Genomic DNA, 12,790 nt, shown 5'->3' with positions numbered 1-12,790 from the left:
TCACCACTCCCCGAGGTGGGTCATGCGCTCGGCGACCCGTTCCGGAGTCGGCTCCGGGAGGTGGCCCGCCAGCTTGCCGTCGGCGAGGAACAGCACGCCGTGCGCGGCCGAAGCCGCGACCGGATCGTGGGTGACCATCAGCACGGTCTGCCCCATACCATCCACAATGGAGCGAAGCAGATCGAGGACCTGGCGAGCGGTGCGCGTGTCCAGCGCCCCGGTCGGCTCGTCGGCGAGGACGACCTCGGGCCGGGTGATCAGCGCGCGGGCGATCGCGACCCGCTGCTGCTGGCCGCCGGAGAGTTCCGACGGGCGGTGTTCGAGCCGCTTCGCGATCCCGACTCCCTCGACGATCTCGCGCAGCCATCGCGGATCCGGCTTCTTCCCGGCCAGCCGCGTCGGCAGCGTGATGTTCTGCAGCACGTTCAACGACGGCAACAGGTTGTAGGCCTGGAAGATGAACCCGATCCGGGTCCGCCGCAGTTCGGTGAGCGCCTTCTCACGCAGCCTGTTCAGTTCCGTGTCCCCCAGCAGCACCCGGCCGGAACTCGGCTTGTCCAGCCCGGCCGCGCAGTGCAGAAAGGTGCTCTTGCCCGATCCCGACGGTCCCATCACCGCGGTGAACGTGCCCTTGCGCACCTCGACGGTCACCCCGTTCAAGGCCGTGACCGCGCCGTCGCCGGATCCGTAGACCTTGCTCACGGATTCCAGCGTCAAGGCGCGCGTGCCCCCTGAATTCATCATTTCCCCTTAACCGGTGGTGATCTCTCTCCTGAAACCTACGGCCGGGGAAGGCCCGGATCGATCCCACGTGAGGGAAGACTCGTGGTGGTACTGGCACCACCATGCGGCGGCCTGCGGGTGGTGTGACCGTTCGCCATCTCCAGCGCGTGCGCGATCCCGAGCGCGCGCAAGTCGGCGTGACGTGCGGTGACCACCTGGACCCCGACCGGCAGCCCTTCGCCGGTGAAGCCCGCCGGGACGGCGGTCGCCGGGCATTCCGTGGCGGAGATCAGGTAGGCCGCCCGCATCCAGTGCAGGTAATCGTCCACTTCGGACCCGCCCACCGTCTTCGGGTACTCCAGCTCGGCATCGAAGGGAAGTGCCTGACTGGCGGGAAGAACGACGGCGTCCACATCGGAGAAATAGGCGCGGACGCGGTGGAAGAGTTCGGTGCGCAGCCGGATGGCCGTGGCGACGTCGGCGCCGGTGAGCGCGCGTCCTTTCGCGACATTCCAGTGGATGGCCTGCTTCACCTTGTCCGGTTCGGCGTCGACGAGGTCACCGACCCCCTGCGCGTAGTTCAGGGCGCGGAAGGTCAGGAATACCTCCTCGGCTCCGGTCAGGTCGGGACAGCCGGAGACGACTTCGGCACCGAGGCCGCGCAGCACGTCCACCTGGTCTTCCACGATCGCCGCGACCTCGGCGTCGACCGGCACCCGGCCGCCCAGATCCGGTGAGACCGCGATCCGCAGGCCGTCCAGCCGGGTCGGCAATTCGGCGGCGAACACGGTGCCGGGTTCGGGCAGCGACAGCGGCGCGCGCTCGTCCGGGCCCGCCTGCACGGACAGCAGCAGGGCCGCGTCGGCGACCGTGCGCCCCATCGGACCTTGGACGCCGAGGGTGAACCAGGCGTCTTTCGCCGGCCACGCCGGGACTCGGCCCGGACTCGGGCGGTGGCCGACGACATTGCAGAACGAAGCCGGATTCCGCAGCGATCCACCCATGTCGCTGCCGTCGGCCAGCGACGTCAGCCCCGCCGCGAGCGCGGCCGCGGCACCTCCGCTCGAACCGCCCGCGGAGCGGTCCGGCGCGTAGGGGTTGCGGGTCAGGCCGAACACCGGGTTGAAGGTGTGCGAACCCGCGCCGAACTCGGGAACGTTCGTCTTCCCGAAGACGATCGCCCCGGCCGCCCGCATCCGGGCGACGACGAGTTCGTCCGCGTCGGGAACGTTGTCCTCGAACGCGGGCGAGCCGAAGGTGGTGCGCATCCCGGCGGTCGCGTGGAGATCCTTCACCGCGAGCGGAAGCCCGTGCAGGGGCCCGAGCGAGCGCCCCGCCGCCTGCGCTTCGTCGGCCGCCGCGGCGGCGGCCCGCGCCTTGTCCTCGTCGATGCTGACGACGGCGTTCAGTACCGGATTCAGCTCAGCAACGCGGTCGAGTGTGGCGTCGAGCAGTTCCCTCGCCGACAACTCGCCGGAGGCGAGCATCCTGGCCTGGGTGGTGGCGGGCAGATCGTTGATCGCGCTCACGCGCGGACCTCCTCGATATCGGTGACTCGGTAGGGAAAACCTTCAGTCCGGCAGCGGGTTCCTCCACTAGGCGGGGCACCTGGAGCTTCCTACGTTGGGACGAACGTTGCCGGGGAGGGGCGCAACGTCGACCGTCCGTCACCGTTCAAGGAAGAGCGCATGACAGCATCCACCGCTCCATCCAAGACCACCTCGGCCCAGACCCGCAGGCTCGCGATCGGCGCGGGCGCCGGAACATCGCTGGAGTTCTTCGACTTCTCGATCTACACGGTCGCCTCCGCGCTGGTCTTCCCCAAGGTGTTCTTCTCCGGCGACACCGATCCCTGGTTCGCCTCGTTCATGAGCCTGGCGACCTACACGATCGGCTACGTCGTCGCGCCGCTCGGCGCGATCGTGATGGGCTGGGTGGGCGACCGCTACGGCCGCCGCCGCGCCATGCTCATCACCTTCTACCTCATGGGCGCGGCCACCGTCCTGATGGGACTGCTGCCCGGCTACGCCACGATCGGTGTGGCCGCGCCATTGCTGCTCGTCCTGTTGCGCCTGGTGCACGGCTTCTCGCGCGGCGGCGAACTGGGCGGGGCGTCGGTACTCGCCGTGGAGCACGCGCCGCCGTCGCGGCGGGCGGCGTTCGGCGCGTTCGTCGCACTCGGGTCGCCGCTGGGTGCGCTGCTGGCGAACCTCGCGTTCGTGCTGATCTTCTACTTGCCGCAAGGGGTCATCACCAGCTGGGGCTGGCGGATCCCGTTCATCGCGGGCGCGGTCGTACTGGCCATCGGTGTCTGGGCGCGGCGTGCCCTCGAGGAATCGCCTGTGTTCCACGAGCTCGCGGCCAGCAAACTGGACAAGAAGATCGTCAAACTGCCGATCTGGAACGTCATCCGGGACAACTGGGGCAAGCTGCTGCTCGCGGCAGGCGCGAACACCGGTCTCAACGGTGTCATGTTCGTCCTGGCCGGGTTCATGCTCTCCTATGCCGCCGGTCCGGCACCGAAGGGCCTCGGGCTGGACATCCAGGACGTGCTGTGGTGCACGTTGCCCGGCCTCGCGCTCCACGCGGTCACGGTCGTGATCGGCGCACGGCTCTCCGACAAACTGGGCCGCAAACCCGTGATGCTCGCGTCGGCCGTCGCGGTCCTGGCCTACATGTTCCTGCTGTTCCCGATCGCGGAGATCGGCACGCTGACCGCATGGGCGCTCGCCATCGCCGTCGGTTTCGCCGTCACCGGGTTCCTGTTCGGCCCGCTGATCACCTACCTGACCGAGCTGTTCACACCCGAGCAACGGCAGTCCGGCGCCGGGCTGGCCTACCAGCTCGGCGCGGTGCTCGGCGGTGGCCTCGCGCCATCGATGGCGAACCGGCTCATCGAATGGACCGGCTCCTCGGCCTCGGTCGGCTATTACCTCGCGGGCGGAATGGCGCTGACCGTCGTCTGCCTGCTGGCCCTTCCCGAAACCGCGCCAGTGAGGACCCACCGATGAAGGACGAACTCGCCGAACTGCGTCACCGCGTCGAAGTGCTGGAGGCCGAGGCCGAGATCCGCCGCATCCAGGCCCGTTACATGTTCCTCTGCGACACCCCGTGCCCGGAGTACGGCGTCACCGGCGACGACCACCGCATCGAGCTGATCCTCGAGCTGTACGCCGAGGACGCCGTCTGGGAGGGCGTCGGCGAGCACTACGACGGGCAGTTCGGCCGCGCGGTGGGCAAGGACCGGATCCGGGCGCATTTCGAACGGTTCTGGGGCGAGAAGCGGGATCCGGCGCTGGTCCTCAACGCCCACTACCTGACGTCGGAGCAGATCCACGTCGACGGCGACCGGGCCGAGGGGCAATGGATCCACGTCCAGCCGTGGCTGTACGCCGACGGCACCGGCCTGCTGCGATCCAGCAGGCTCAACAACGCGTTCCGGCGCCAAGACGGCCACTGGCTCATCACCCGCACGCGGACCGAGAACGTCTTCATCGCCCCGCTGCCCGGCGATTTCGCGTCGGACTTCCCGGCGGCGTCGGTCCTGATGGCGCCGGGAACGAGACCACCGGCACCTACACCGTGACCTGGTGCTGCAGGACGTCCCGCACCAGGGTGCCGAGGCTGTCCGCCTCGGTCTTGGCCTTGATCCGGGCCCGGTGCACATCGACGGTCTTCACGCTGGTGCCCAGCCGGCGCGCGATCAGCTGGCTGGGCAGGCCGTCGATCACCAGCCGGAGCACCTCCCGCTCGCGCGGGGTCAGTGTCGCGATCCGCTCGGCGACGGCTTTGCGGCAGGCGGCCGCCGAGAACCGTTCCGCCGCGGCCACCAGCTGCGCCTGGACGACCTCCAGCATCCGCTGCGGCTCGTACGGCTTTTCGAGGAAGTCCACGGCGCCCAGCCGGAGCGCCCGCACCGACATCGGGATGTCGCCGTGCGCGGAGCAGAAGATCACCGGGGCCGGGAATTCGCGCGCGACGAGCTTCTCCTGCAGCTGCAGACCGCTGAGCCCCGGCATCCGGACGTCGATGATCAGCACGCTCGGCTCGTCGGGGTCGAACTCCTCCAGGAACGTCGGCCCGTCCGGGTAGACGAGCGCCTGAATGCCGACGCTCTCCAGCAGGAACACCAGGGATTGGCGGATGGCCTCGTCGTCGTCGACGATGTAGACCACCGGCGGCGTCTCGCCGCCGGATGCGGAATCGGTGGTGACCATGGAGAGCTCCTTACCATGAATCCCCGGCGAGCACCCGCTCCGCCCAGCAGGCGTGCCCGAGCAGTTCGGCTTCCCCGCCGCGACGCCCGACGAGCTGAAGTCCGAGCGGCAGGCCCGCCGGGTCGGTGAACCCTGGCAGAGCGATCACGGGCAGGCCGAGCGCCTGCCAGCCACGGCTCAGCACGGGATTCCCGGTCGCCTTCAGTCCTCGCGGCGCCGCGCCGGGTGCGGCCGGGCCCAGCACGACGTCGCAGGAGTCGAACACCTCGGCGAGCCGGGCCGCACCGTCGGCGATGGTCGCGCGGGCGCTTTCGTACTCGTCGAACGATGTCGCGGCGCCGGTCCGCAGCAGCTGCGCCAAGGGAGCGCTCAACCGCTCGGCCACGGCGAGCTCGGCGGCCCTTTCGCGGGCTGCTTCGTAGGCCATCACCACCGGATGCGCATCGGTGAGGTCGGCCATCAGCCGTTCGTCGAGGAAAGCCGAGACGGTCGCCCCTGCTTCCCGCAGACGTTTCGCCGCTTGTGTCACGGCTTGCCGCATCGGCGCTTCGACGACGTCGAGCGCGTCGGCGGACCACACGAGGATCCGCGGCGGCCGCGGTTCGAGACCGGGATCGGCGGTCAGCGCCGACCAGGCGATCGCGAGATCGGAGACCGTGGCGGCGAAAACACCGTGGCTGTCCAGGCTGGGGCTCAGCCCCGTCACCCCGGTGACCGGATACCGGCCATGGCTCATGACCAGTGACGCGACCCCGCAGTACGACGCCGGTCTGGTGACCGATCCGGCGGTCTGCGAGCCCAGCGCCAGCGGAACCTGTCCGGACGCGACGGCGGCGGCCGATCCGCTCGACGAGCCGCCCGGGGTATGACCGGGTGCCGCGGGATTGCGGGTCGTGCCGGGGGCGAAGAACGCGAACTCGGTGGTGACCGTCTTTCCCAGCGGCACAGCGCCGGCGGCGCGCCACGCGGTCACGATCGCCGCGTCCGAGGTCGCCGGAGCGATGTCCGCGCGCAGGACCGAACCACAGCGGGTGGGCACGCCCGCCAGATCGATGATGTCCTTGACCCCGAGCGGCACGCCGCCGAGCGGCCCACCCACGCCCGGAAGGAAGGCCGTCCGTTCGACCCAGGCGTGCAGATCCGCTTCCGTCTCGGCGATCCGGGCCGATGCCCGCTTCGACGCCGCTTCCGGAGTGGTCCGTCCCTGCCGCAGATCCCGGGCGAGTTCCCGCAGCGGCCACGGGCGCGCGAGCCTCACTGCTCCTCCCACGCGGCATCCGCTTCCCAATAGTCGACGCCGCCGGCGCTCACCCCGTGCCGCCACTCCGAAGTACGCCTCAGCAGGGGCTCGACCCGCGCGGTCACCTCGTCGGCGGCGTCGGGACCGTCGGCAGGGACCTGCCAGTGGACCCAGTCCAGCTCACGGCCCTCGGCGTCGTGCACGAACAGGTCCACATGGCGCCAGCCGTATCCGTGGGTGTCGTTGTAACACATCAACGTGGTGCGCTCGTTCATCCGGCTCCTCACGCGTTCGCGCCGGTCGGCGCGATCCGGTGGAATTCGCGCCGGAAGTAGGCGAGACCCCCGGCGTCCTCGTTGACGAAGACGTCCTCGACCTCGACGAAGAGCACGGTGTGCGTGCCCTGGGTGAACTCGGCGCCGACCCCGCCGATGAGGACGGCGGCCGCGTCGCGGACGACGGGGATGCGGAACCGGTCGTGATCCCAGACCTCGAACCGGAACCGGTCGAGCATCGGCACGTCCGTCGCACCGGCGAACTGCAGGGCGAGGTCCTTGTGCTGGGGCGCCAGGACGTTGATGGCCATCCGCCCGTTCGTCCGGAAGATGTCGTGCGTGTAGCTCGACTGGTTGACGCAGACCAGCAGGGTCGGCGGTGTGTCGGTGACCGAGCAGACCGCGCTCACCGTGATGCCGGCGCGGCCGCTGACGCCGTCGGTGGTGACGATGTTGACAGCCGTCGAAAGGTTCGCCATCGCCGCGCGGAACCGTCGCTGGGTGGTGGTCAGCTCATCGGGCATACCTCGACGCTAGAGCCGTGGCCGAAACCGGCGATATCCCGAGTTCCACCGCGCCGCCTGAGGATTTCCCTTACGTGTCCAGCGGCAGGGCGAACCCGAACCGGGAGCCCCCGCCGTCGCGCCGCTCGGCCCAGATGCTTCCGTGCTGCCGGGTGATGATGCGGTGGCTCAGCGCCAGCCCGATGCCGCTGCCTCCGGGTTTGCTGGTGAACGACTCGGCGAAGGGATCCCTGGCGACACCGCGGCCGTGATCGTCGACGGTGAGGACGCCGACGCCCTCCTTGGCCTGGGTGCCCACCGTGATCCGCCGTTGCACGGGCTCGCATTCCGCGGTCTCGTCGATCGCGTTGAGGCACAGGTTCATCACCACCTGGCCGGTGAGGACGCGTTCGCACCGCACCAGGACCGGCGCCGGGTCGAGCCGGACGCGGACGTCCACGGCGTGCGGCGCGGCGCTCAGCTCGATGAAGTACAGGCACTCCCGGACGATCTCGTTCAGATCGACCATCTGCTCGACCTGTTCCAGATGCCCGACGAAGGACCGCAGCGAACCGACGATCTCCTTCGCCCGGTCGATCTGGCGCGCCACGCTGTCCAGGCCGTAGCCCATCTGCTCACGGACGTCACCGCCTTCCGCCATCGTGGCGGCACGGGCGCGGATGCCCGCGATGAAGTTCGCGGCGGCGGCCAGCGGCTGGCCGAGTTCGTGCGCGATCGCCATCGCCATGTCCCCCATGGCGTTGTAGCGGGCCAGATAGTTCTCGTGCCGCAGTTCCAGCTCCCGCCGTGCTTCGCCACGCACTCGCTCGGAGACGTCGTGCAGGATCATCAGATACGCGTCGACCTCGGACTCCGACAGCCGCTCCAGGCTCCCTTCCAGCCAGGTCGCGTTCTCCCCCGGTAACTCCAGCTGCACCGGCCCGACCGGGTCCGCGCCCGCGACCACCTCGGTCCAGCGCACCGGCCTGCCGCCCAGATGCAGCCGCGCGTACGCGGTCAGCGGCTCCCCGGCCAGCCGGTCGTCGTCGCCGGTCAGGCCGAGGAAGGTCAGCGCGCTGTCCGTGGCGAACCGCACGGCTCCGGCGGCGTCGAGCATGAACGCCACGGTCGAGGTGTGCCGCGCCAGCGCGTCGACGTACGACGTCGTCAGCTTCAGTTCCCGTTCGACCTCCTCCGCGCGCTGGATGTCGCGGAACTGGACCATCACCGCGGGTCCCCGCTCCAGCTCGACCCGGATGGCCACCGCGTCGGTGGGTATCACGCGGCCGGACTTGCTCCGGTAGTGCCACACGATGCGGCTCGAACCGTGTTCCACCGCGGCCTGGAGCCACGCACGCCCGATGACCCGGTCGTATTGCTGGGCGGAGCTGCTCATGTGGTTGGCCTTGAGCGGGCGCAGCTCCGAAAGGCTGAACTCGAGCATCTCGCACGCGGCGGGATTGGCCCACAGGATGTTCTTGGTCGCCGCGTCGTGGACGAGCACGCACACCTTCGAGGCGTTCATCATCGCCACGAAGTCGCCGGTGGCCAGCTCGGGCGCAATCGGATCGACCTGCACCGCCTCAGCATAGGAGTCCGCCGCCGGGCGGCCGGTAAGGATTTCCCCTACCCCTCTGCGTGGGACTCCCTGGCCGACGGCAGGCAATGACCAATGGCCACGCGCGGCGGTGATCCCTAGCGTCGGAGACATCTTCCCTACGACGCGAGGAGCGCCCGATGGCCCAGATCCAGGAGAGCCCGGCCGTGACACTCGACGATGTCCTGGCCGAACTCCTCGAGCGCCGTCAGGAGTTCCGGGACCAAAGGTACGTCTCCCGCGACTTCGTCGACCGGCTCAAGGCAGCAGGCGTCTACCGTTCCGCGACCCCCGAACGGTTCGGCGGCAGGCCCCTGCCCCCGGCCGAATTCCTGCGGACGGTGGAGCGGATCTCCGTCGTCGACGGATCCACCGGCTGGGTGGCCAGTTTCGGTTCCGCGCTGGTTTACCTCGCGGCGCTGCCCAGCGAGACGCAGGCCGAGCTGTACGCCGACGGTCCGGATCTGTGCTTCGCCGGCGGCCTCTTCCCTGTGCAGCGGGCCGAACCCACCGCGTCCGGCTTCCTGGTCGACGGTCGCTGGAAGTTCGCGAGCGGCTGCATGGGCGCCGACGTCCTGGGCGTCGGGATCCCCGGAGACGACACGACCGCCGGAAAGCCGCGCACCGCCCTGCTGCGGCCCGAGCAGGTCGAGATCATCCAGGAGTGGGACGTCGTCGGAATGAAGGGCACCGGTTCCTTCGACCTGGTCGTCGACAAGGTCGAGGTCCCGCGCGAATGGACGTTCATCCGCGGCGGTGAGCCCACCATCGACGAGCCGCTGTACCGCTACCCCACCCTCGCCTACGCCTCCCAGGTCCTGGCGGTCGTCGGCGCGGGTGTCGCCCGCGCGGCGCTCGACTTCGCGACCGAGGTCGGCAGCGGCCGTTCGGGCGTCACGGGCGCGCCGAAACTCGCCGACCGCGCCTACTACCGGACGGGACTGGCCGAAGCCGAGGCGACGATGCGTTCGGCGCGGGCGTACTTCTACGAGGTCACCGACGAGGCGTGGCAGACCGTGCTGGACGGCGATCCCGTGGCGCCGCACCAGAACGCCCATCTCCGGCTGGCCTCGACCCATCTCGCGAAGACCGCCGCCGAGACTGTCAACCGGGTCATCGGCCTGTCCGGGACGGGTGCCATCGCCACGAACCATCCGCTGCAGTGGCTGCTCGGCGACGCCCTGGTCCCGCAGCAGCACGCCTTCCTGGGCCCGGCCATGTACGACGCCGCGGGTGCCGTGCTGATGGGCCATCCCCCCACCGTTCCTGGCTTCCAGTGACCCACCACCGACCGCTGACGAGGAGTTGGACCACCACCATGAGCGATACCCCGCTGCGCGTGCTGTTCTGCATCGGTATCAACCAGAACTTCTTCGACCTGCCCGAAGGCGGTGTCGCCGCCGGCGACGTGTGGACCGCCTTCGTCGCGCTGATGGACGGCATCAAGGGCCTGCCCGGCGTGGACTTCATCGGCGACATCGACGACGACTCGCATATGGTCGGCCCGTCCGACGGCTGGCCGTGGACCTGTTACCTGCTCTGCGACGTCGACTCGCAGGAAACCGTCAAGCAGGCGTGCGACTTCCTGCGCGGCACACCGGTCGGCGACAGTCCGTGGAAGCTGTGGAAGTACGCCAAGATCGAAGCGCGTATCGGCCGCGCCCTCACTCCGCGCGAATACCGGGGCTGATCGCGATGACCGAATTCACCGCCGCCACCGTGTACGACCTGCCGCCCGCGGACCTCGTCCTCGGCGACCGGGTCGCCGGCCGGATGTACACCGATCCCGCGATCTTCGACCAGGAGATGACGAAGATCTTCGAGCGGGCCTGGATCTGGGTCGCGCACGAATCGGAGCTGCCCAAGGCGGGCAGCTTCAAATCGACCCACGTCGGACGGCATCCGGTCATCGTCACCAAGGACCGCAAGGGCGAGATCCGCACGCTCGTGAACCGCTGCCGCCACCGGGGCGCGTCGCTCTGCGAGAAGAAGACCGGCCACGCCAACGGATTCACTTGTCCTTATCACGCCTGGTCCTACGGGCTGGACGGCAAACTGCGCGGCATCCCGTACCCCGACGGGTACGAGGGCGTCATGGACAAGGCGGATCTCGGGCTGAAGACCCTGCGCACCGAGTCTTACGGCGGGATGATCTTCGCGACCCTGAACGCCGAGGCCGAGCCGCTGGCCGACTTCCTCGGCGACGTCAAGCTGTGGATCGATCGCTTCATGGCGCAGGGCGGCGGTTATCCGGTGAAGGTGCTCGGCACCCACCGGTTCACCTATCGGGGCAACTGGAAGATCCAGCTGGAGAACACCACCGACGGGTACCACTTCCCCATCGTGCACCGCTCCTGGATGGCCTCGGTCGACGCGGAAACCGCCGAGATGATGTCGTTCATGACCGATCCGACGGCGGTCACCCACGATCTGGGGAACGGCCACTCGGTGATGCAGATGGTCCCCGAGCACTCGGATCTGGACGCGGACGACGGCAGCGAGCCGCTCCAGCCGCGGTTCGACGGCCTGGTCGCCCGGCTCGAAGCGGCGGGGGCGGACGAGGCCGAGATCCGCAGGCTCGTCCGTGCCGTGCACGGCACGGGGTTCAATCTCAACCTGTTCCCGAACGTGTCGATGTCGATCTCGTTCTTCCGGGTGCTGCGGCCGATCAGTGTCGACGAGACCGTGATCGAGCACGTCGCCCTCGGCAGTGACGGCCCGGCCGAGATCGTCGGGCCGGTCAACCGGGAGCGGCTGCGCGCCCACGAACATTTCCAGGGTCCGTTCGGATTCGGCACCCCGGACGACTCCGAGGGCTGGGACCGGGTGCAGCGCGGTGCCCAGGGTGCACCCGAACTGCCGATCATGGTCAACCGCGGTCTGGGTCGCGAGAAGCCCTCCGCCGAGGGCTGGCCGACCAGCCATGTCACCGACGAGACCGGGATGCGGGCGGCGTACGCCCAATGGAAGCGGATGATGAGCGATGACTGAGACCCTCACCGATCCCCGCGTGGTCCGCGCGATCGAGCTGGCGTGGCGCGAGGCCGCGCTGCTGGACGCCAAGGAATACGAGACCTGGCAAGGGCTTTACGCCGAAGACGCGAGGTACGTCATCCCGATCGAACGCGACGCCGAGGATTTCGACGACGTCCTCAACATGGTCAACGACGACGCCCGGATGCGCGGACTGCGCGTGCGGCGGATGACCGAGGGCTACGCGATCGCCGCGGTGGACTCGGCGATCACCGTGCGGACCGTCTCGCGCTTCATCCCCACGGACGTCGACGACCGGTCGGTCACGCTCAAGGCCGCCCAGATCATCGTGGCCTACAAACGCGGCCGTCACGACCTCTGGGCCGCGGACGTCGACTACGTCGTCCGCCTCGGCGCCAGTGCCGGCGAAGACCGCTTCGCCCGCAAGGTCGTCCGGCTGGTCAACGCCGACGAAGCCGTTCCCGCCGCGGGATTCCTGCTGTGAGCGGCAACGCGCCGGTCGCCGTGGTCACCGGCGGGGCGACCGGGCTCGGCGAGCAGATCGCGCGGCGCCTGCACAGCGGTGGTCACCGGGTGGCGATCGCCGACCTCGACGAGGCGGCCGCGAAACGGCTCGCGACCGAATTGGACCGGACCGGGGCACACGCCCAGAGCTACCGCGTCGACGTCGCCGGCCGCCCGGACATCGACCAGCTGCTCGCGTCGGTGCTCGGTGACTTCGGCGGGGTGCAGGTGCTGGTCAACAACGCCGCCCGCACCCAGGCACGACCGTTGCTGGAGATCACGCCGCAGGAGCTCGACGAGGTGATGGCGGTGAACTTCAACGGCACCTTCCACGCCTGTCAGCTGTTCGGGGCGCACATGGCCGAAGCCGGGTACGGCCGGATCGTCAACCTGGCCTCGCTGGCCGGGCAGAACGGCGGCACCTCGACCGGCGGGCACTACGCGTCCTCAAAGGGCGCGATCCTCACGGCGACCAAGGTGTTCGCCCGCGAGCTCGCCGCACGGGGAGTCACGGTGAACGCGGTCTCCCCCGGGCCGCAGGACAGCCCCATGGTCCACCGCATCGTCGGTGAGGAGAACCTCGCGAAGCTGACGGCCGGCATCCCGGTCGGACGGCTGGGCAGCATGACGTTCATCGCCGAGATGGTGGCACTGCTCGCCTCCCCCGAAGCCGCCTCCGTCACCGGCGCCTGCTGGGACGCGAACGGCGGCCTGTTCATGCGCTGACCAGGAGGCAC

The 12,790-nt window shown here is 69.5% G+C and carries 14 protein-coding genes; 7 read left to right on the top strand and 7 right to left on the bottom strand.

Features of this window, described 5'->3' with window-relative positions; translation table 11 throughout:
- Both LCL61_RS23460 and LCL61_RS23455 read right to left on the bottom strand, forming a co-directional pair.
- On the bottom strand, positions 1–741 hold the full coding sequence (locus LCL61_RS23460; protein WP_340688657.1) for an ABC transporter ATP-binding protein: 741 nt from the start codon (positions 739–741) through the stop codon (positions 1–3).
- Positions 742–779: 38 nt separating this feature from the next.
- Complete coding sequence (locus LCL61_RS23455; protein WP_340681695.1) at positions 780–2,252, bottom strand: amidase; 1,473 nt, start codon at positions 2,250–2,252, stop codon at positions 780–782.
- A 159-nt stretch (positions 2,253–2,411) separates the two neighbouring features.
- Between LCL61_RS23455 and LCL61_RS23450 the strand changes: the two genes are divergently transcribed.
- A complete protein-coding gene (locus LCL61_RS23450) occupies positions 2,412–3,734 on the top strand; it encodes an MFS transporter (protein WP_340681694.1) in 1,323 nt (440 codons plus the stop codon).
- Positions 3,731–4,309 (top strand): nuclear transport factor 2 family protein, encoded by a 579-nt coding sequence (locus tag LCL61_RS23445; RefSeq protein ID WP_340681693.1) that lies wholly within the window; start codon positions 3,731–3,733, stop codon positions 4,307–4,309. Before LCL61_RS23450 ends, LCL61_RS23445 begins: the two co-directional genes overlap by 4 nt.
- On the opposite strand, the gene LCL61_RS23440 is transcribed toward LCL61_RS23445, so the two are convergent.
- The 5 genes from LCL61_RS23440 to LCL61_RS23420 form a co-directional block, all read right to left on the bottom strand.
- A complete protein-coding gene (locus LCL61_RS23440) occupies positions 4,299–4,940 on the bottom strand; it encodes a response regulator transcription factor (protein WP_340681692.1) in 642 nt (213 codons plus the stop codon). The two genes, LCL61_RS23445 and LCL61_RS23440, sit on opposite strands and share 11 nt — an antisense overlap.
- A gap of 10 nt (positions 4,941–4,950) precedes the next feature.
- Positions 4,951–6,198 (bottom strand): amidase, encoded by a 1,248-nt coding sequence (locus LCL61_RS23435; RefSeq protein ID WP_340681691.1) that lies wholly within the window; start codon positions 6,196–6,198, stop codon positions 4,951–4,953.
- Positions 6,195–6,455 carry a hypothetical protein gene (locus tag LCL61_RS23430; protein WP_340681690.1) on the bottom strand — a complete coding sequence of 87 codons (261 nt, stop codon included), beginning with the start codon at positions 6,453–6,455 and terminating at the stop codon, positions 6,195–6,197. Before LCL61_RS23430 ends, LCL61_RS23435 begins: the two co-directional genes overlap by 4 nt.
- A gap of 8 nt (positions 6,456–6,463) precedes the next feature.
- Positions 6,464–6,979 carry a flavin reductase gene (locus LCL61_RS23425; RefSeq protein WP_340681689.1) on the bottom strand — a complete coding sequence of 172 codons (516 nt, stop codon included), beginning with the start codon at positions 6,977–6,979 and terminating at the stop codon, positions 6,464–6,466.
- A 70-nt stretch (positions 6,980–7,049) separates the two neighbouring features.
- Positions 7,050–8,537: a PAS domain-containing sensor histidine kinase gene (locus LCL61_RS23420; RefSeq protein WP_340681688.1), complete on the bottom strand. Its 1,488-nt coding sequence runs from the start codon at positions 8,535–8,537 to the stop codon at positions 7,050–7,052.
- A gap of 158 nt (positions 8,538–8,695) precedes the next feature.
- Between LCL61_RS23420 and LCL61_RS23415 the strand changes: the two genes are divergently transcribed.
- Genes LCL61_RS23415 through LCL61_RS23395 form a run of 5 tightly spaced genes read left to right on the top strand, consistent with a single transcriptional unit; the run spans position 8,696 to position 12,779 of the window.
- Positions 8,696–9,835, top strand: coding sequence for an acyl-CoA dehydrogenase family protein (locus LCL61_RS23415; protein WP_340681687.1), 1,140 nt, complete (start codon positions 8,696–8,698; stop codon positions 9,833–9,835).
- Positions 9,836–9,873: 38 nt separating this feature from the next.
- The gene (locus LCL61_RS23410) at positions 9,874–10,245 is read left to right on the top strand and encodes a hypothetical protein (protein ID WP_340681686.1); all 372 of its coding nucleotides are present in this window, start codon (positions 9,874–9,876) and stop codon (positions 10,243–10,245) included.
- 5 nt (positions 10,246–10,250) lie between these two features.
- Positions 10,251–11,546 (top strand): aromatic ring-hydroxylating dioxygenase subunit alpha, encoded by a 1,296-nt coding sequence (locus LCL61_RS23405; RefSeq protein ID WP_340681685.1) that lies wholly within the window; start codon positions 10,251–10,253, stop codon positions 11,544–11,546.
- Positions 11,539–12,033, top strand: coding sequence for an aromatic-ring-hydroxylating dioxygenase subunit beta (locus LCL61_RS23400; RefSeq protein ID WP_016334552.1), 495 nt, complete (start codon positions 11,539–11,541; stop codon positions 12,031–12,033). Before LCL61_RS23405 ends, LCL61_RS23400 begins: the two co-directional genes overlap by 8 nt.
- Entirely contained in the window at positions 12,030–12,779 is a 750-nt protein-coding gene (locus tag LCL61_RS23395; protein WP_340681684.1) for an SDR family NAD(P)-dependent oxidoreductase, read from the top strand. Before LCL61_RS23400 ends, LCL61_RS23395 begins: the two co-directional genes overlap by 4 nt.
- Positions 12,780–12,790: the final 11 nt, after the last annotated feature.

This window comes from Amycolatopsis coloradensis (genome assembly GCF_037997115.1).
In the GTDB taxonomy this organism is placed as follows: Bacteria; Actinomycetota; Actinomycetes; order Mycobacteriales; family Pseudonocardiaceae; genus Amycolatopsis; species Amycolatopsis coloradensis_A.
Note: the sequence above shows the minus strand (reverse complement) of the source record. Positions and strands in the feature narration are given on the sequence as shown.